This is a genomic window from Pseudonocardia sp. ICBG601, from assembly GCF_020496245.1.
In genome coordinates, this window is record NZ_JAHLJA010000148.1 from 2,610,770 (window position 1) to 2,629,750 (window position 18,981).

The window sequence follows — 18,981 nt, forward strand, 5'->3', positions numbered from 1 at the left end:
CGGATCGCAACGACGCGAGGAGACGTGAGCCATGACCACCACATCCACCAGGAGCGTCCGGGGAGCCCGCCGCGTGGGCCGGACCTGCGCCGCGGTGCTGGCCGTCTGTGCGGTGCTGGCCGCCTGCGGCGGGAACGACGGGGGTGACGGCGGCGGCGAGCCGGTCACCTTCCTCAACGTACTGCCGATGGAGAGCCTGTCGTTCGCCCCGGAGATGATCGCCGACACCCGGGGACTGTTCGAGGCACGCGGGCTGGACGTCACGTTCGAGGCCACCCAGGGCTCCGCCCCGGCGATCCAGACGGTGCTCGCCGGCGGCGCGCAGCTGACCCGGATCGGCGACATCGAGACGATGATCGCCGCCGGTGAACGCAACGCCCCGCTGCTCGCGTTCGGCGAGCCGATCCACACCGGCACCATCCGGATGATCTCCACCGAGGCCGCTCCGGTCACCCGGGCCGAGCAGTTCCGCGGCCGGCTCGTCGGGACCCCGTCGGAGGGCGGCACCAGCTCGATCACCCTGGACCTGGTGGCCGGGTCCGCCGGGGTGCCGCCGGAGGAGGTGTCGCGTCAGGTCGTCGGGCTGAGCCCCGGCGTGTTCGACCTCCTGACCTCGGGCCGGGTCGACTCCTACATCGTGTCGCTGGACACCTCCGTGCTGCTCGACCACACCCGCCCCGAGACGGTCGTCTACGACCCGAACCAGGACATCGACGCCGGCGCCCAGATGTACGTCACCTCCGCCGCGCAGATGGCCGACCCGCAGACCCGCGACCGGCTGGAGCGCTACGCCTCCGCCGTCGAGGAGGCCATGCAGTTCATCGTCGACGACGAGGCCAACGGGTTCGCCGAGACGATGCGGCTGATCGACTCCGAGTACCAGGTCCCCGCGCTGGGCGACCCGGAGGTGGCGAAGGCCGCGCTGGCCGCCTACGTCGACGCCTACACCGCCGGTGACACGTTGCTGGGGATCTCGCCGCAGCGCTGGCAGGCCGCCTACGACGAGATCGTCGGGATCGGTCAGCTCCCGCCCGGCCTCGACCCGGCCGCCTGGCTGGACACGAGCCTGACCCCGGCTCCCGCCCGCTGACCGCGGACCACCGCCCGCTCCCGCCGCCCGCCCGCCGTCCCGGCCGCGGTGTCCGGGCGCCGAGATGCAGCTCAGCGGGCTCCGGGGGGCCGGGGACCCCGCTGAGCTGCATCTCGGCGGTGCCGAGCCGAGCCGAGCCGGGGCGGGCCGAGCCGGGCCGAGCTAGGCCGAGCTGCGCCGGGCAGAGCCGGGCCGGGCCGAGCTAGGCCGAGCTAGGCCGAGCTGCGCCGGGCAGAGCCGGGCCGGGCCTAGCTGGGTCGGGCCGAGCCGGGCCTAGCTGGGCCGGGCCGAGCGGGGCCGGCCCGGTCCGGTCAGCAGGCGGCGGCGCGGGCGCGGGCCTCGGTGATCTCCGCGGCGGTGAGCAGCGGCAGCCAGGCCGACTCGCGGGCCGAGCCGACCAGGTTCTGCCGCACCCGCACCCGCATCAGCGCCACCGGCGGCCCGTCGGGCGCGATCCGCAGGTAGGGCCTCGGGTCGGCGACGCCGAGCGGGCTCCACCCCCGCAGCAGGACGACGTCGCCCGCCGCGATCCGGCTGCGGTGCAGCACCTCGGCCCGGTCACGCTCGGAGTGCTCGGTGAGTGTCCCGCCTCCGGCGAGGACCACCCACGCGGTGCAGCCCAGGTAGAAGCGCCGGTCCCGGCGGGGCTCCGTGGCGTGCCGGGTCACCCAGCCGACCTCGGTCGGGGCGAACGGTGAGGCGAGGTGGCGGGACTCCGCCAGCCGTGAGAGGCGCTGTGCGACGTCCGAGGTCACCGGGCGGTGCGCCGGTACGAGGCCGCTGATCCGCCCGTCCGCCGCGGCCTCGGCGCCCAGCGCACGGAGGTCGTCGTCGCCGACGGTCCCGGGCACCACGACGAACCGGCGGCCGAACAGCGAGCCGGGAACCGGGTCCGTGGAGGAGCGGCTCATGGGTGCTCCTCCTCCGGCGGAACGGCGACGGCGCCGAGCCTAGGAGCGGCCTCCGGACCGGGTGAGCCGCTGCTGACCCGGTCCGGCTACGTCGTTCGTCGCGGTGGCCGCATCCTCCGGCGGACGGAGCACCGCCCGGGACGGCCCGGCCGGGGAGGTTCCGGCCGCCGATCACCCGGCGACGGCCAGCACGAGCGGCAGCACCTCCGGGGCCCCGGCCCGGCGCAGCGCCCGCGCGGCGACCGTCATCGTCCAGCCCGAGTCGACGACGTCGTCGACCAGCAGCAGCGGCCCGTCCACCCCGGACAGGTCCGGCACGGTCGCGCTGTCGAGCCCCTCCCACACCGCGGCCAGGCGCTGGGCGGAGTTCTCCGTCGCCGCGGGGCGCTCGCCGGCGGGGGACAGGGTGCCGAGCAGCGGCAGCCTGCCGATCTCGGCGATCCGCCGGGCGAGGTGGTCGAGCTGGTGCGGGCGGGTGCGCGAGCCGATCCCGACCACGCCCACCGGGCGCTGCTCCCAGCCCCACCCGGCGAGCACCCGGACCAACGCGTCGAGCACGTCGGCCGGCACCGGGTCGTCGCCGCCGGTCACGAGCTCGCGCAGCCGGGTGCCCCACCCGATGTCGGACAGCCGCCCGATCGCCCGGCCGGACGCGGCCTGCTCGCCCGCGGCGATCCTCCCGGACAGCGGGACCCCGATGTCCTTCATCCCGGACGGCCACATCTTCCGTGGCGCGACCTCGATCCCGGGCCGGGTCAGGCGCTCGGCGGCGGCCTGCTCGCCGTCGGCGGACACCTCGTCGGACCAGACGGTGCCGGTGCAGGTGTCGCAGCGCCCGCACGGCGTCGGGTCCGGGTCGTCGAGCTGGCGGCGCAGGAACACCAGCCGGCACTCGGTGGTCGCGATGTAGTCGAGCATCGCCTGCTGCTCGGAGCGCCGGGCCTCGTTCACGCGCTCGTGCCGCTCGGTGTCGTAGACCCACTCCTGGCCGGTCGCGACCCAGCCGCCCTTGACCCGCTTCGCGGCGCCGTCGGCGTCGAGGACCTTGAGCAGCATCTCCAGCCGGGCGCGGGACAGGTCGACCCGGGTCTCGATCGAGGCGGTCGACTGCGGCCGGTCCGACAGCACGGCGAGGGTCTGGCGGACCAGCGGTTCGGGCGGGAACGCCAGCGACGCGAAGTAGGCCCAGATGTCGCGGTCCTCGCGGCCGGGCAGCAGCACCACCTCGGCCCGGTCCAGCGCACGCCCGGCACGGCCGATCTGCTGGTAGTAGGCGACCGGTGAGGCGGGCGCGCCCAGGTGCACGACGAACCCGAGGTCGGGCTTGTCGAAGCCCATCCCCAGCGCGGAGGTCGCGACCAGGGCCTTCACCCGGTTCTCCATCAGGTCGGACTCGGCGGCCAGGCGGTCCTCGGGGTCGGTGCGCCCGGAGTAGGAGCGCACCGCGACGCCGCGCTCGCGCAGGAACTCGGCGACGTCGTCGGCCGCCTGGACGGTGAGCGTGTACACGATCCCGGCGCCGGGCATCTCGTCGAGCTTGGCCGCGAGCCAGGCCAGCCGCCGCGCCGGGCTCGGGAGCCGGACCACCGCCAGGCGCAGCGACTCGCGGTCCAGCGACCCGCGCAGCACCAGCGTGTCCTGCTGGTCACGGCCCATCCCGAGCTGCTCGGAGACGTCGGTGACGACCCGGTCGTTCGCCGTCGCCGTGGTCGCCAGGACCGGGATCCCCGACGGCAGTTCGGCGATCAGCGTGCGCAGCCGCCGGTAGTCCGGGCGGAAGTCGTGGCCCCAGTCGGAGACGCAGTGCGCCTCGTCGACCACCAGCATCCCGGCGCTCGCCGCCAGCTTCGGCAGCACCCGGTCGCGGAAGTCGGGGTTGTTGAGCCGCTCCGGGGACACGAGCAGCACGTCGACGTCACCGTTCGCGATGTCGGCGTAGACCGCGTCCCACTCGTCGGCGTTCGCCGAGTTCACCGTGACCGCGACGATCCCGGAGCGGATCGCGGCGTCGATCTGGTTGCGCATCAGCGCCAGCAGCGGCGACACGATCACCGTCGGCCCGGCGCCCTGCTCGCGCAGCAGCGCGGTCGCCACGAAGTAGACCGCGGACTTGCCCCAGCCGGTCCGCTGCACGACCAGCGCGCGGCGGTGCTGGGCGACGAGCGCCTCGATCGCCGTCCACTGGTCCTCGCGCAGCCGGGCCTGCGGGCCGGCCAGCTGCTGCAGGACGGTCTCGGCGCGCTCGCGCAGGTCGGTGCTCGATGCGGTGGTCACGACACCCATGGTGGACCCGACCCCTGACAACGACCCGACGCGGGCCGCCGGGGTGTGAACCGGGCCACCCGTCCGACGCGCGGCGGGCCGGGCGTGCAGGATGATCGCGTGTCGTCCGACAGCCCCGCCCACCGCCCGGTCTTCGGCTCCGTGGCGGACGTGACCGCCCGACTCGCCGACGCCGGCTACCTGGCCTCGACTGCCGTCGCGACGACGGTGTTCCTCGCGGACCGGCTCGGCAAGCCGCTGCTGGTCGAGGGCCCCGCCGGGGTCGGGAAGACCGAGCTGGCCAAGGCCGTCGCCGCAGCGACGGCGTCCGGGCTGGTGCGCCTGCAGTGCTACGAGGGCATCGACGAGGCCCGCGCGTTGTACGAGTGGAACCACGCCAAGCAGCTGCTGCGGATCACCGCCGGGCAGCGCGGCGAGGACGGCGCGGACTGGGACTCCACCCGCGACGACGTGTTCTCCGAGGAGTTCCTGCTCCCGCGCCCGCTGCTCACCGCGATCCGGCGCACCGACCCGACCGTGCTCCTGATCGACGAGATCGACAAGGCCGACGTCGAGGTCGAGGGCCTGCTGCTGGAGGTCCTGTCCGACTTCCAGGTCTCCATCCCCGAGCTGGGCACCGTCACCGCGAACCGGCGTCCGTTCGTGCTGCTGACCTCGAACTCCACCCGTGAGCTGTCCGAGGCGCTCAAGCGCCGCTGCCTGTTCCTGCACCTGGACTTCCCCGACGCCGACCTGGAGCGCCGGATCGTGCTCACCCGCGTCCCGGAGCTGACCGAGCAGCTCACCGACGCGCTGGTGCGCACCGTGCGGGTGCTGCGCGCGATGGAGCTGCGCAAGGCCCCCAGCGTCGCCGAGACGATCGACTGGGGCCGCACCCTGCTCGCCCTGGGCCTGGACACCCTCGACGACGACGCCGTCCGCGCCACCCTCGGTGTGGTGCTGAAGCACCGCTCGGACGCCGACAAGGCGGCCGCCGAGCTGCGGCTGAACTGAACGGCCCAGTCACGCACCGCTGATCGGCTGTCAAGGTCTGCACCCCTATGGAGTGAAGATCGGATCGATCGGGGCACCGGGCGTAACCGGGACGAGTGGCGCGAGTTGTTCCGGTTACACGCTCCCCAGCGACCGGAGGCCCACCGATGACCGCCCTCCCGGAACTGCCCCGCACCGCCCGCCGCCTGCTGCGCGCCGGACTGGCCGCCGGCGCCGTGCTCGCGCTCGGGCTCGCCGCCGCCGGCACCGCATCGGCGCAGGACGGCGCCCCGGACGCCGGCGTGCACCCGGGGGTCATGACCCGTACCGGACCCGAGAGTGCGCAGTGCACCGCGAACTTCGTCTTCACCGACGGGTCCGCGACCTACCTCGGACAGGCCGCACACTGTGCGGGGACCGGGGGGTCCACCGAGGTGGACGGGTGCGAGGCCGGGTCGCTGCCGCTCGGCACCCCGGTCGAGGTCGAGGGCGCCGCCGCACCGGGCCGGCTCGTGTACTCCTCCTGGCTGAGCATGCAGGAGCGGGGCGAGACCGACCCGGACACCTGCCGGTTCAACGACTTCGCGCTGGTCGAGCTCAGCCCGGACGACGCCGCTCGCACCAGCCCCGCGGTGCCGTTCTACGGCGGCCCGACCGGGGTGGCCACCGACGGCGTCGCGACCGGCGGGATCGTCTACGGCTACGGCAACTCCTCGCTGCGCCAGGGCGTGCGCGCGCTGAAGCCCAAGACCGGCACCTCGACCGGTACCGGGGGCGGCGGCTGGACGCACACCGTCGTCACCGTCCCGCCGGGCGTGCCCGGTGACTCCGGCTCGGGCTACCTGACCGCCGACGGCCGCGCCCTCGGCGTCCTCTCGACGCTGAACCTGGCTCCGGCTCCCGGCACGAACGGCATCAGCGACCTGCGGAAGATCCTCGACTACGCCAACGGCCCCGGCGGCCACGGCGGAGCACTGCGCCTGGTCGAGGGCGACCGTCCCTTCACTCCGCAGCCGGTGCCGATCGACCCCGCCTTCTAGGCGGAGGACCCCCGCGGTGTGGGACCGCGGTGCACCCCGGCGCTCCGGTCGTGGCTCGGCGGCTCGACCGGAGCGCCGGTGTATATACGGAGAGTCACTCCGTTGACGGAAGTGGTGACGTGATCGACGTCGCGCTCCGTGAAATGGTTGAGCGCGTAGCAACCGGTCGCGGGCAACCGAATTGCAGGCGTGACCATCGATATGGGCAGGTCGGCACCGGTCGAGCCGCTACGCGCGTGGCGGCTCGCGACGCTCCCGCGGCCGTCGCAGGCGGTCGTAGCGATGTCACTGCGTGTGACACCGCCGGTCATGCTCGGCGCCCTGGCTGTGACGCTGAGTGTTCTGGATCTCGCGGCGGGGGAGCTCGCCGTCGGGCTCCTGCCGATCGTCGCCGCGGTGGCGGCGGTGCCGCGGACACTCGGTGCGCTGCCCGGTCCCGACATCCACGACCGGGAGCTGGACCTGATCGTCACCGGCGCGGCGGTCCTCGCGGCCGTCGCCCTGCTCGTGGTCGGCACACCCGGCCTGGCGCTCGCGCCCGTGTCGGTCGCGGTGCTCGCCGCGCTGACGGGCACCCGGCGCCTGTGGCACCTGCGGGCGTTCCCCGCCGTGCTCGTCCTCGCGTGGCCAGGCTGGTGGTCGGCGCTGCCGGCGGCCCGTGAGGTCCAGCTGCCGCTGGCGGCGGCGCTGGCGGTGCTCGCCGTGCTCGGTGTGCGCGCCGGCGACCGGCGGGGGCGGTGACCGTGCCCCGCCTGCTGCCCGTCGCGCCGCTGCCCGCGTCCGTGGCGCACGCCCGCGACGGCCGCGACCTGGAGCTCCGCAGCCGGCTCGCCACCGACGGGCTCGCCGACCTCGACGACGCGCTGTCGGCCCGACCGCGCCGCCGCCGCCCCGCGCGGGTCGTGGCGGGAGTGGTGCTGCTCATGGTGGTCGCCGGGCTCGTGCTCGCCCCGCGCGCCACCGGCGTCCTGCTGGTCGGGGCGGTCGTGCTGATTTACGCCGCCTCCACGGTGCACCGGCTGCTGCTGGTCCGCCGTGCCGTCGCCGACGACCCCACGATCCAGGTGTCCGACGCCGAAGCCCGCGCCGTCCCGGACGCCGACCTGCCCGTCTACACGGTCCTGGTGCCCGCCTACGGCGAGCCCGCCGTCGTCGCACGGCTGGTCGACGGGCTGACCGCGCTGGAGTACCCGGCGGACAAGCTGGAGATCCTGCTGCTGCTCGAGGCCGACGACGCCCCGACGATCGCCGCGGCCCGCCGGGTCTGCCCCGGCACCGGGATCCGGATCGTGGTCGTGCCGCCGTCGTCGCCGCGGACCAAGCCCAAGGCCTGCAACTTCGGGCTCACGGAGGCCACCGGCGAGCTCGTCACCATCTACGACGCCGAGGACCGCCCGGAGCCGCTGCAGCTGCGCCGCGCCGTCGTCGCCTTCCACCGGGCGGCCGCCGCGGGCCGCGAGGACCTGGCCTGCCTGCAGGCCCGGCTCAGCTACCACAACGCCGAGCAGAATCTGCTGACCCGCTGGTTCACCCTGGAGTACGACCTCTGGTTCCGCTGGCTGCTGCCCGGGCTGATGGCGGGCCGCACCCCGATCCCGCTGGGCGGGACGTCGAACCACATCCGCCGCGACGTGCTCGTCGGCCTCGGCGGCTGGGACGCCTGGAACGTCACCGAGGACGCCGACCTCGGCATCCGCCTCGCCCGCCACGGCTGGACCACCGCGATGCTCGGATCCACCACGCTGGAGGAGGCCAACAGCGACGCGATCAACTGGGTCAAGCAGCGTTCCCGCTGGTACAAGGGCTATCTGCAGAGCGTCCTGGTCGCGTTGCGCGCCCCCGGCGAGCTGCGCCGCGCGGTCGGCCTGCGCGGGATCGCCGGGCTGCTGCTGTTCGTGTGGGCGACCCCGGTGCTCGCGCTGCTCAACCCGGTGTTCTGGGCGATGGCGCTGCTCTGGTTCCTCGCCGAACCCGCCGCCGTCGCGGCGCTGTTCCCACCCCCGACCTTCTACGTCGGCAGCGCCGTGTGGATGGTCGGCACGTTCGCCGCGGTGTACTGCGGCCTGGCGATCGCCCGGGTCGGCGGGCGGCCGTGGCTGGCGCCCGCGGCGCTCGTCGTCCCCGCGTACTGGGTGCTGATGTCGGCCGCCGCGGCGAAGGCGGTGCTGCAGCTCGCGCTGCGCCCGTCGTACTGGGAGAAGACCACGCACGGCCTGGACACCACGTCGGCGGCCCCGGCGGAACCGGAGCTCGTCCGATGACCGCGCTGCTCGACCGCCCCGTGCCGGCGGCCGCGGCCGACCCGGTGGCCCGCCCCGCGACCCGGGCGGTGTTCCTCGCCGCGCTCGCCTGCTACCTGCTGCTCGGCGCGGTCCTCGTGTTCGGCTACGACTCGGTCATGGAGGACGCGCTGGCCCGGGTGTCGGCGGCGGCGACCGTGACCGCGGCCGCCGACCCGAAGCTCGCCGCGGTCGGCTTCGTCTGGACCCCGCTGCCCGCGCTGCTCATGGTGCCGTTCGCGCCGCTGCGCGCGGTGTGGCCCGGCCTGGTCTCGACCGGGTTCCTCGCCGTGCTGGTGTCGGCCCCGGCGATAACCGGCGTCGTTGCCACGGTGCACGGGATCGCCCACGACCTGCGGGTGCGCCGCTCCGCCCGGACCGTGCTGACGGTGGGGACCGCGGCGGCGCCGCTGCTCGTGGTCTACGCGACCAACGGGATGACCGAGGCGCTGCTGCTGCTGTTCCTGCTGCTCACGGTGCGCCGGCTGCTGCGCTGGACGGCCGGTCCCGGGCGGCACACCGACCTCGTCGCCGCGGGTCTGTTCCTGGGCCTGGGCTACCTGGCCCGCTACGAGGCGGTCGTCGCCGCCGCGGCGGCCACCGTGCTGGTCGCCGTCGTGACCCTGCGCCGCACCCGGCACCGGCGGTGGGCCGCGGTGCGGGCCGATGTGCTGCTCGTCGGCGGGCCCGCCGTCGTCGCGTTCGTGCTGTGGGCGGGCCTGAGCTGGCTGACCGTCGGCTCGCCGTTCGAGCAGTTCACCTCCGCCTACGGCAACGCCGCCCTCACCGCGGGCGGGGCGCGGGCACCGGGCGGGCTCGCCGACGTCGGCGTGCAGCTGTGGGCGCTGGCGCCGCTCGGCCCGGTCGTGGCCGTCGCCGCGGCCGTGGTGGCGCTGCGCCGCCGCGACCCGGCGGTCGCGGTGCCGGTCGCCGTGCTCGGCTCGGTGCTCGCGTTCGAGTGGGTGCTGCGTGCCGCGGGGGAGCTGTTCGGGTTCCTGCGCTACCAGATCGCGGTCCTGCCGCTGGTCACGGTGCTGCTGGCGCTGCTGCTCGCGCGTGGTGCGACCCGGCCCGGGCGGCTGCGCGCGGCCGAGGCCTGCCTGCTCGCGGTCGCCGTGCTCGGTACGTCGGCGTGGGGGTCGGCCGCGCTGATCCTCACCGACCCGGTGCGGGCGACCCAGGAGTACCACCGGATCGCCCCGGTCGTCGCCGCCCTGACCGGCGGGCCGCCGGTGGCGGGCGACGCGAACGGCATGTGGGCCCAGGACCGGGAGATCGCCCGCCGGATCGACGCCCTGCACCTGCCCGACGGCAGCGTGCTGGCCGACTCCGGTGCCGCGTTCGCCGTGCTCGCCGCGTCGGCGCACCCGTCGACGTTCCTGGTGACCTCCGACGACGGCTTCGACGCCGCGCTGGCCGACCCGGCCGGGCACGGGATCCGCTACGTGCTGCGCAACGACTCCGGCGGGGTCGACGCCGTCCGCACCCGGTACCCGGACCCGGTGGGCTGGACGCGGGTGGGCTCCTGGCCCGGCGCGACCACCGCGTCCTACGCCTGGAGCCTGTGGAAGGTGGGCTGACCACCCTCGCTGATCACGCCCGCGTCACGCATGATGGACCGGTGACGATCCCGCCCGCCACCGCGCTCGCCGCGGAGCACGGCCTGCCCGGGCACCTCGTCGACTTCGTCTCCGCGCTGCGCCGCCACCACGTCGCGGTCGGCCCGGGGGAGACCGTCGACGCGGCCCGCGTGCTCGGCGCCCTGGACCTGCTGCACCGCGACCAGCTGCGGGAGGGGCTCGCCGCGGCGCTGCTGCGCCGCTCCGGGCAGCGCGGCACCTTCGACGCGCTGTTCGACCTGTGGTTCCCGCCCGCGCTGGGCGCCGGGTCGTCGGACGTCGACGTCCCGCGGATCGACGACGAGTCCGGGGAGGGCACCGGCCCGGTCGACGTCGACGCGCTGCGCGAGATCCTCGCCGACCTGCTCCGGGACGGCGACGAGGAGACCCTGCGCGAGCTCGCCCGCGCCGCCGTCGACGCGATCGGGACCTCCGGCGCCGCCGGGCAGGGCGTCCGCGGGCAGACCGCGAAGCCGAACTGGTCGGCCTACCAGGCGCTCAACGCGCTGTCCCCGGACACGCTGCTCGCCCGGATCCTCGACGGGCTGCGGGAGGAGGGCGACACCGACTTCGTGTCCGAGGTCCGCCGCCGCGAGATCCGCGACCGCATCGCCCGGTTCCGCGACGTCGTCCGCGAGGAGGTCCGCCGCCGCACCGCCGAGCAGCGCGGCCGCGAGCAGATCGCCCGCACCACCACCCCCACCCAGACCGACCAGGTCGACTTCCTCACCGCGAACGCCACCCAGCTCGCCGACCTGCGCCGCACCGTGCAGCCGCTGGCCCGGCGGCTCGCGTCGCGGCTGTCGGCGCGGCGGCGCCGCTCGAACCGCGGCGGGCTCGACCTGCGGCGCACGCTGCGCCGGTCGATGTCCACCGGCGGCGTGCCGATGGACCCGGCGCACAAGGTGCGCCGCCCCGGCCGCCCCGAGCTGGTGCTGCTGTGCGACGTGTCCGGGTCCGTCGCCGGGTTCAGCCACTTCACGTTGCTGCTGGTCCAGGCGCTGCGCGAGCAGTTCTCCAAGGTGCGGGTGTTCGCCTTCATCGAGCGCACCGACGAGGTCACGCACCTGTTCGAACCCGGCGCGGAGCTGTCCGGGGTGATGCAGCGGGTGCTGCGCGAGGCCACGCTCACCGCGTTCGACGGGCACTCCGACTACGGCAGCGCGTTCGGCGACTTCCTGGAGCACCACGGCGACGCGCTCACCCCGAAGACGTCGCTGCTGGTGCTCGGCGACGGCCGCACCAACTACCGCGACCCCAACCTGCGGGCGCTGGCGATGATGACCGGGCGGGTCCGGCACGCGCACTGGCTCAACCCCGAGCCCGAGCGCAGCTGGGGCTCCGGCGACTCGGCCGCCACCCGTTACGGCGAGGTCCTCCCGATGCACGAGTGCCGTACCGCCGCGCAGCTCACCGACGTCGTCCAGGCGCTGCTGCCGGTCTGACCTTCCGGACGATCACCCCGGAAGGGCTGACACCGGCGTCGCCGCGTCCTAGATTGCCGGGGTGCAGGAGATCACGGTCCGGGTCCTCGGCCCGCTCCGTGTGACGGCCGGCGGCGCGGCGGTCGAGGTCGGCTCCGGCCGCCGCCGCGAGCTGCTCGCCCGGCTCGCCGCGGCCGGCGGCGAGGTCGTCGCCGTCGACACGCTGGTGGAGGACCTGTGGCAGGGCGCCCCGCCCGCGCAGGCGCACGGCGGGCTGCAGGTCCACGTCTCCCGGCTGCGACGGGTGCTCGAACCCGACCGGTCCCCGCGGGCGGTCCCGACGGTGCTGGTCAGCCGCCCACCCGGCTACGCCCTGGCACTCGGCCCCGACGGGCTCGACGCGCGCGCCTTCACCGACCTCCTCGACCGCGCCGCCGCGGCCGCACCGGACCGGGCCGACGTCCTGCTCGGCGAGGCCCTGGCGCTGTGGGACGGTCCCGCCTACGCCGAGTTCGCCGACGCCGCCTGGGCGCGCGCCGAGGCCGAACGCCTCGACGAGCTGCGCCAGGTCGCGCTCGAGCGCCGGGCCCGCGCGCGGCTGCGGCTGGGCCGGGCCGACGCCGTCGTCCCCGACCTGACGGCGCTGGTGGGGGAGCACCCGCTGCGCGAGGACGCGGTCGGGCTGCTGGCCGTCGCGCTGTACCGCACCGGCAGGCAGGCCGACGCGCTGGCCGTGCTGGCCCGCACCCGTCGCCTGCTCGCCGACGAGCTGGGCGTCGACCCCGGCCCCGGGCTGCGCGCGATCGAGGCGGCCGTGCTCGCCCACCGCGACCCCGGCGGCGACCCCGGCGTCGGTCGCGCCGACGCGACCGGGACCGGGAGCGGAACAGGGCCGCGCCCGGTCGCACCGGCACCGGCCGACCCGTCCCCGCGGACCCCGGCCCTGCTCGGGCGGGCGGCCGAGCTCGGCAGGCTCACCGCCGCCGCGGAGCGGGCCCGCGGCGGCGGGCAGCTGGTGCTCGTCGCCGCCGACGCGGGCGCGGGCAAGTCCACGCTGCTCGCCGCGTTCGCCGCCGCCGCGACCGCCGACGGCTGGACGGCCGTCACCGGCCGCTGCCCGGAGATCGACGGCGCCCCGCCGGCCTGGGCGTGGCGGGAGATCGTCGACGCGCTCGTCACGGCGCACGACCCGCCCGCCGACCTCGTCGAGCGGCTCGCCCCGCTGCGCTCCCCGGCCGGGCCCGGCGGCGCCGAGGTCACGTTCTGGCTGGCCCGGGCGGTGGTGGAGCTGCTCGCCGTCGCGGGGCGGGAACGGCCGCTGCTGCTGGTCCTCGACGACCTGCACCGCGCCGAGTCCGAGACCCTCGCCCTGCTGCGCGCGGTCGTCGCCGGTGCCGCGGAGCTGCCCGTGCTCGTCGCCGCGGGCCTGCGCCCGGCCGAGGCGGGCGCCGAGCTGCAGGCCGCGCTCGCCGCCCTCGCCGAGCCCACGGCGGACCGCATCGAGCCGGCGCCGATGACCGCGGGCGACGTCGCCGGGATGCTGGACCGGCACGGCGTGCCCGCCGCCGCGCCCGAGCTGGTCGCCCGGATCACCGAACGGACCGGCGGGAACCCGCTGTTCGTCCGCGAGCTGGCCCGCCTCGTCGCCGCCGAGGGCCCCTCCGCCGCGGCCGACGCCGTCCCGGCCGGGGTCCGCGAGGTCCTGCGCCGGCGCCTGGCCCGGCTGCCCGCGACCACCCGCACCGCGCTGGCCCGGGTCTCGGTGCTCGGCCGCGACCTGGACACCGACGACGCCCTCGACCTCGCCGCCTCCGCCGACGGCGCCGACCCGCTGGACGCCCTGGAGCCCGCGGTGCTCGGCGGGATGCTGCTCGAACCCGAGCCGGGACGGCTGCGGTTCTCCCACGACCTGGTCCGCGACACCCTGTACGGCGACATCCCGCAGCTGCGTCGCGCCCGGCTGCACGCCGCGGCCCACGCGATCCTCGCCCGCAGGCGGCCCGACGACCCGGTCCCGCTGGCCCACCACGCGCTCGCCGCCGGGTCCGCCGTCGAGCCGGACCGTGCCCTGGCCGCGGTCCGTGCCGCCGCCGCGGCCGCCGCCGGGTTCGGCTCGCACCGCGAGGCCGCCCGGTTCTACGGCCGCGCCGCCGAGCTCGCCGGACGGGCCGGGACCGGCGTCGACGACGAGCTGGCCCTGCGCTGCGCGCTGGTCGCCGAGCTCGCCCGCGGCGGCGACGGCCATACCGCCCTCACCGAGCGCCGGACCGCCGTCGAACAGGCGGCGGCCACCGCACCGCAGTGGCTCGGCGCCGCCCTGACCAGCTACGACACCCCGGTCAGCTGGACCATCCGGCCGGGCCAGAACATCGACGCCGAGCTGATCGACCTCATCGAGACCGAGCTCGCGGCGACCCCGCCCGACGCCGTCGACCGGCGGGTGCGGCTGCTCGCCGCCCTGGTGTTCGAGATCGAGGGGCACGACGACGACCGGGTCCGCTCCGCCTCGGCGGAGGCCATGGCGCTCACCGGGCGCGGGGTCGATCCGCTGCTGCGCTGCCGGGCGCTCAACGCCCGGTTCTTCGCCGTCCTCGCCCCGGACCTGTGGCACGAGCTGGCCCCGGTGGGGGAGGAGCTGGCCGAGCTCGGCGGCCGGGCCGGGCACGCCGGCTACCGCACGCAGGCCCACCACCTGCAGCTCATGGTCGCCGCCGGCAGCCACGACCTCGACGCGGCGACACGGCACGCGGAGGCCGCCGTCGCCGGGGCTCCGGGCGGGCAGCTGGAGTTCACCCTCGGCTGGGCCTACATCTTCTCGGCGCTGCGCGCACTCGTCGCGGGGGAGCTGGACACCGCCGAGGAGCGCTACACCGAGCTCGCGACCCGGCTGGTCGGCGCCGGCCAGGTCAACGGGGCGCTGATGGGGCTGCTGGGACGGTTCGTCGTGCGGCACGACCAGGGCCGCCTCGGCGAGCTGGCCCCCGAGCTCGAGGCGCTGCGCGACGCGCTGCCACCGACCTTCGGGGACTTCCTCGCGCTGGCCCACCTGCACGCGGGCAACCCCGTCCGGGCCCGCGAGGTGTGGGTGCCGGACGCGGAGCTGGCCCGCAGCTACTACTGGCTGATCTGGACCTGCGTGCGCGCCGAGGTGGCGGTCGGCCTGGCCGACCGGGACGTCGCCGCGCGGTGCCGGGAGCAGCTGCGCCCGTGGACGGGCACGGTGGCGGGGCTGTCGTCGGGCACGATCGCGCTCGGCCCCACCGACCTGGTGCTCGCCGGTCTGGAGGGGCTGCTCGACCCGGCGGGCGGCGGCCGGGTCCACCACCTGCGCGAGGCCGAGCGGGTCGCGGCGGAGCTGGGTGCCCCGGTGTGGCTCGACCGCGCCCGGCGGCTGCTCTCGGCGGCCGGTGCCGACCCCTCGACGGCACCGGTCCCCGGGGCTCAGGACGTGCCGAACACCAGCGCACAGCGCCTGCGGTAGCCGCCGCGCAGCAGCCGCTCCATCAGCACGACCACCGGCCCGGCCTCGCGGCGCATCCCGGCCCACTCCTGCGGGGTGGTCACGGCGACGATCCGCGGCAGCATGAACCGCAGGCCCGGACCGGACTTCTGCACCTGCGCGACGACGGCGTCCCAGTCGTCGGCGGGCACGTGGCGCTCGATCACCGGGAACAGGTCGCGCTCCTCGGCGTCGAGGTGCTCGTCGATCTCGTCGCGGACGACGGCGAGCCGGTCCGCGAGCACGCCCGCCGCCCGCGCCCGGGCCGGTCCCTGCGACGCGGCGACGACGGCGGTTGCGGCCTCCCGCACCGCGGCGAGCAGCGGGTCGAGGCGGCCGTGGTCGTCGCTGAGCTCGTCCAGGTCGACGGCGTGCCCGGCGTGCCGGGCGATCACCGGCCAGGCGATGTCGTCCTCGGCGGTGTGGTGGCCGTGGATCTCGTGCTCCAGGTGCTCCAGCCAGGTCCGCAGCGCGCGGGCGCGCCGGTCCGGGCAGGGTGCGCCGTCGGCGATCGCGCGGGCGGCGTCGGCGAGCCGGTGCAGGTCGACCCGCATGACGCGGTGGGCGAGGGTGATGCCGACCAGGTCGGCGGTACGGGTGTCGCGGGCGGTGGTCACCGGGGTCTCCTACGGGTTCGGGGCGGTCGGTCTCTCGACACCGCAGACCGTGCGCCCACCCGCTGGCCGGGGACTTGCACCTCACTTGTGCCACCGTTCGCCGGGTCTTGACCGGCCGGCCAACCAAGAGTAGACCTGAGGTATCCCCACAGGGACCTCACAGGAGAAGGTGACTGACGATGGCTGGGACCACTGGTCGTACCTGGCAGCGGTGGCAGGACTGGGCCGCTCTCGTGATCGGTGTGCTGACGGCCCTCTCGCCTCTCGTGACGACGACGAATGCCGCCGCCGCGTGGACGATGGTCGTACTGGGCGTGGTGCTCGCCGCCACGTCCCTCTGGTCGCTCGCCGTGCCCGGCTCGGTGGCGAGCGAATGGGTGCACGGTGTGCTCGGCGTGCTGCTGTTCCTCGCCCCCTGGGTGATGGGCTACAGCGCGCTGACCGGGGCGTCGTGGACGTCCTGGGTGGCCGGCGTCCTCGCGGTCGTCGTGGCGGCCTCGGCGCTGCCCGCGGCGAACGCGGAGCACCGCACGCTCGCCACGCACTGACCGTCCGGCAGCACGACGACCAGGTGAGGGGCCGCGACCCGGAGGGGTCGCGGCCTCCGCCGCGTCCGGGGGAGGATCGCACCGTGGACCACGAGTTCGACCCGGACGCACCCGCCCGGGACCGCATCCTCGACGCGGCCGAGGGGCTGTTCGCCGAGCACGGTTTCGACGCGACGCCCACCTCGCGCATCGCCGAGCGGGCCGGGGTGCCGAAGGGGCTGGTGCACTACTACTTCCGCCGCAAGCCCGACCTGCTCGAGGCGCTCGTCGAACGGCTCCCGCACCCGGTGCGCGGGGCGGACGTCGCCGTCGCCGGGGACGTGCTCGCCGGGCTGCGGGCGCTGGTCGCCGCCCTGGACCGGGCGCTCGACGCGTCCTCGGTCCTGTCCCACCTGCTGTGGCGCGAGGCCGACACCCACCCGGTCGTCCGCGACGCGCTGCTGCGCCGCTCCGGTGAGCTGGAGGACGCGGTGCACGAGGTCCTCGCCACCGGCGGCGGGGCGCCGGAGCGGATCCGCGGCGCCGCCCGGCTGCTGGCCGCGGCGATCGGGCACCGCTACGCCCTCGACCGGCACGGCGACGACGCCCGCACCGACATGGAGGCCGAGCTGTCCTTCGTCGCCGCGGGGCTGTAGCGGCGCTCCCGGGGCGGGGTCAGGGCCAGGGGCGCCAGGGCGCGCCGGACTCCTCGTAGCGCGGGACGGTGTGCCTGCGGTCGGCGAGCCGGTGCAGCGCGTGCGCCGTCCACGTCCGCCACCCCAGCAGGGCCAGTAGCACCACGATCAGCCCGGCGGTCAGCGGGCCGGCCCAGTCGAGCGGACCCGAGGCGTTGACCGCGGCCATGACCAGCGGACCGAGCAGCGCGAACACCGCGCCCGCGACCTGCGGGAGCCGGGCGTCGGCGAGCACGTCGACGGCGATCAGCCTGCGCTGCTCACCGTCCGGGGTGCCGCCCGAGCGCAGCACCTTCCGCGCGGCTGCGCGGTCGCGCACCAGTCCCATGTCCGGCCCGCGGGCCGGGGCGACCCGCACCGGGATCCGCGACGCCGACAGCCACAGCAGCACCACGCCGAGCAGGCTCAGCAGCCCGCCGACGACGATCGCGGCCAGCAGGTGGTCGGCGCGGGCGTGCACGTCGGTGGTGATCGAGTAGACGACGCCGAACCACGCCGCCGCGACCCCGGCCGCGACCCGGCCGATGACGACGGCCCGCAGCGACGGCGGTCGCACGGTCGGCCACGGCCCGGCCGGTGCGACGGCGGCGGGCTCGCCGGGCCGGTCGTCGGGACGGCCCTCGGGCACCGGCGGCGCGGGCGGGGCCAGCACCGGGCCGGGCGTACCCGGGGGACCCGCGGGCGGCGGGGCCGCGGGCTCGTGCAGCCGCCGACGCCCGCCGGGCGCGGGCGGAGGGGCCGGAGGACCGGGCGCGGGGGAGCGGGGGCCGGCGTCGCGGTCGGCCCGGTCGCCGGTGTCCGGAGCACGCATGGTCGCGACGCTACCCGCGGGTCCGGGCGCTCGGGCCGGGGTGTCGGCCCCGCGCGACGGGTGCGGCCCCCGGGGCGCCGAACGAGCGGTGCGGATCACGCAGAGTCGACAAACCGGTCAGGTTAGGCTCGCCTTCCTAGCTCGAAGGAGGCCCACCGTGCCGCTCGCCGCAGCACCCCTGTCCGCCCGTTCCGTGAGCCGTCGCGGCGTCCTCGCCGGCGCCGCCGGTCTGCTGGTCCTCGCCGGGTGCGGGGCCCGGCCGCAGGACCGGCAGGGAGCCGACGGTGCGGCCACGGAGGGCTACCCGGTGACGGTGCGGCACGCGCTGGGGGAGACGGTCGTCCCCGACCGGCCGCAGCGCGTCGTCACCCTCAGCGCGGCGAACACCGATGTCGCGCTGGCGATGGGGGTGCTGCCGGTCGCGATCCCGCGCACCGTCTACGGCGGCGACGCCGAGGGCGTGCTGCCCTGGGTGCGCGACGCGATCACCGCGCATGGCGGCGCGTTCCCGCAGGTCATCGGCTCCGACGACCTGTCCGCGACGCCGATCGAACAGGTCGCCGCGGCCCGGCCGGACCTGGTGCTGGCCACCTACTCGGGGCTGACGCGGGCCGAGTACGACCAGCTGTCGGCGATCGCCCCGACCGTCGCCTACCCCGACGCCCCCTACTCCACCGGCTGGCAGGACCAGACCCGGATCGCCGGTCAGGTGTTCGGCGACCCGGCGCGGGCCCGGCAGCTGATCGACTCCACCGGGCAGCGCCTGCGCGCCGCGGCCCAGCGGTACCCGCAGCTCGCGGGGGCCACGTTCGTCTACACCGGCGGGATGGACGCCGGTGCGCTCGGCGTCTTCCGGGCGGGCGACGTCCGGGTCCGGCTGGTCACCGACCTCGGGCTCACCCTGGCGCCCTACGTCGAGCAGAACGCGCCGGGCGGCGGGGAGGTCTACTACACCGTCAGCGGTGAGCTGCTCGCGCGCGTCGAGTCCGACCTGGTCATCGGCTTCTTCGCGACGCCGGCCGAGGAGCAGGCCTTCCGGGCCGCGCCCGGCGTCGGGCTGCTGCCGGCGATGGCCCGCGGCGGGTTCGCCCCGGTCGTCGGGGCCGACCGGGTGGTGGCGAGCTCGGCTCCGTCGGTCCTGTCGATCCCGTGGGTGCTCGACGCGTACCTGCCGATCCTGGCCGACGCCGCCGCCCGCTCGCGCGGCTGAACCG

General features: G+C 76.2%; 15 protein-coding genes. 11 read left to right on the plus strand and 4 right to left on the minus strand.

Annotated features, from left to right (window positions below; translation table 11 throughout):
* Positions 1 to 31 precede the first annotated feature (31 nt).
* Positions 32 to 1,090 (plus strand): ABC transporter substrate-binding protein, encoded by a 1,059-nt coding sequence (locus KPL57_RS41835; RefSeq protein ID WP_226355938.1) that lies wholly within the window; start codon positions 32 to 34, stop codon positions 1,088 to 1,090.
* Positions 1,091 to 1,401: 311 nt separating this feature from the next.
* Here the strand turns inward: KPL57_RS41835 and KPL57_RS41840 are convergent, their stop codons facing one another.
* Together KPL57_RS41840 and KPL57_RS41845 are read right to left on the minus strand one after the other, a co-directional pair.
* Entirely contained in the window at positions 1,402 to 2,001 is a 600-nt protein-coding gene (locus KPL57_RS41840) for a hypothetical protein (protein WP_226355939.1), read from the minus strand.
* A 171-nt stretch (positions 2,002 to 2,172) separates the two neighbouring features.
* Positions 2,173 to 4,275: an ATP-dependent DNA helicase RecQ gene (locus KPL57_RS41845; protein ID WP_374203840.1), complete on the minus strand. Its 2,103-nt coding sequence runs from the start codon at positions 4,273 to 4,275 to the stop codon at positions 2,173 to 2,175.
* Between the two features lie 108 nt (positions 4,276 to 4,383).
* On the opposite strand from KPL57_RS41845, the gene KPL57_RS41850 reads away from it, so the two are divergent.
* The 7 genes from KPL57_RS41850 to KPL57_RS41880 all read left to right on the plus strand — a co-directional run bounded on the left by KPL57_RS41850 (position 4,384) and on the right by KPL57_RS41880 (position 15,099).
* Positions 4,384 to 5,277 carry a MoxR family ATPase gene (locus tag KPL57_RS41850; protein WP_226355941.1) on the plus strand — a complete coding sequence of 298 codons (894 nt, stop codon included), beginning with the start codon at positions 4,384 to 4,386 and terminating at the stop codon, positions 5,275 to 5,277.
* Between the two features lie 146 nt (positions 5,278 to 5,423).
* Positions 5,424 to 6,296, plus strand: coding sequence for a serine protease (locus tag KPL57_RS41855; protein WP_226355942.1), 873 nt, complete (start codon positions 5,424 to 5,426; stop codon positions 6,294 to 6,296).
* A gap of 282 nt (positions 6,297 to 6,578) precedes the next feature.
* Complete coding sequence (locus tag KPL57_RS41860; protein WP_226355943.1) at positions 6,579 to 7,037, plus strand: hypothetical protein; 459 nt, start codon at positions 6,579 to 6,581, stop codon at positions 7,035 to 7,037.
* Positions 7,034 to 8,557 carry a glycosyltransferase gene (locus KPL57_RS41865; RefSeq protein ID WP_226355944.1) on the plus strand — a complete coding sequence of 508 codons (1,524 nt, stop codon included), beginning with the start codon at positions 7,034 to 7,036 and terminating at the stop codon, positions 8,555 to 8,557. The genes KPL57_RS41860 and KPL57_RS41865 overlap by 4 nt, the downstream gene beginning before the upstream one ends.
* Positions 8,554 to 10,155: a glycosyltransferase family 39 protein gene (locus tag KPL57_RS41870; RefSeq protein WP_226355945.1), complete on the plus strand. Its 1,602-nt coding sequence runs from the start codon at positions 8,554 to 8,556 to the stop codon at positions 10,153 to 10,155. The genes KPL57_RS41865 and KPL57_RS41870 overlap by 4 nt, the downstream gene beginning before the upstream one ends.
* A gap of 41 nt (positions 10,156 to 10,196) precedes the next feature.
* The gene (locus KPL57_RS41875; protein WP_226355946.1) at positions 10,197 to 11,639 is read left to right on the plus strand and encodes a VWA domain-containing protein; all 1,443 of its coding nucleotides are present in this window, start codon (positions 10,197 to 10,199) and stop codon (positions 11,637 to 11,639) included.
* Between the two features lie 61 nt (positions 11,640 to 11,700).
* Positions 11,701 to 15,099 carry a BTAD domain-containing putative transcriptional regulator gene (locus tag KPL57_RS41880; protein WP_226355947.1) on the plus strand — a complete coding sequence of 1,133 codons (3,399 nt, stop codon included), beginning with the start codon at positions 11,701 to 11,703 and terminating at the stop codon, positions 15,097 to 15,099.
* Here KPL57_RS41880 and KPL57_RS41885 read toward each other — a convergent pair.
* Positions 15,060 to 15,734, minus strand: a complete 675-nt coding sequence (locus tag KPL57_RS41885) for a hemerythrin domain-containing protein (RefSeq protein ID WP_226355948.1) — start codon at positions 15,732 to 15,734, stop codon at positions 15,060 to 15,062. The genes KPL57_RS41880 and KPL57_RS41885 overlap by 40 nt on opposite strands.
* A gap of 179 nt (positions 15,735 to 15,913) precedes the next feature.
* Here KPL57_RS41885 and KPL57_RS41890 point away from each other — a divergent pair, with 179 nt between their 5' ends.
* Positions 15,914 to 16,282 carry an SPW repeat protein gene (locus KPL57_RS41890; RefSeq protein WP_062401380.1) on the plus strand — a complete coding sequence of 123 codons (369 nt, stop codon included), beginning with the start codon at positions 15,914 to 15,916 and terminating at the stop codon, positions 16,280 to 16,282.
* Between the two features lie 83 nt (positions 16,283 to 16,365).
* Complete coding sequence (locus tag KPL57_RS41895; protein ID WP_226355949.1) at positions 16,366 to 16,917, plus strand: TetR/AcrR family transcriptional regulator; 552 nt, start codon at positions 16,366 to 16,368, stop codon at positions 16,915 to 16,917.
* Between the two features lie 19 nt (positions 16,918 to 16,936).
* Here KPL57_RS41895 and KPL57_RS41900 read toward each other — a convergent pair whose 3' ends face one another.
* A complete protein-coding gene (locus KPL57_RS41900; protein WP_226355950.1) occupies positions 16,937 to 17,767 on the minus strand; it encodes a hypothetical protein in 831 nt (276 codons plus the stop codon).
* 157 nt (positions 17,768 to 17,924) lie between these two features.
* Here KPL57_RS41900 and KPL57_RS41905 point away from each other — a divergent pair, with 157 nt between their 5' ends.
* Positions 17,925 to 18,977, plus strand: coding sequence for an ABC transporter substrate-binding protein (locus KPL57_RS41905; protein ID WP_226355951.1), 1,053 nt, complete (start codon positions 17,925 to 17,927; stop codon positions 18,975 to 18,977).
* The last annotated feature ends 4 nt before the right edge of the window (positions 18,978 to 18,981 follow it).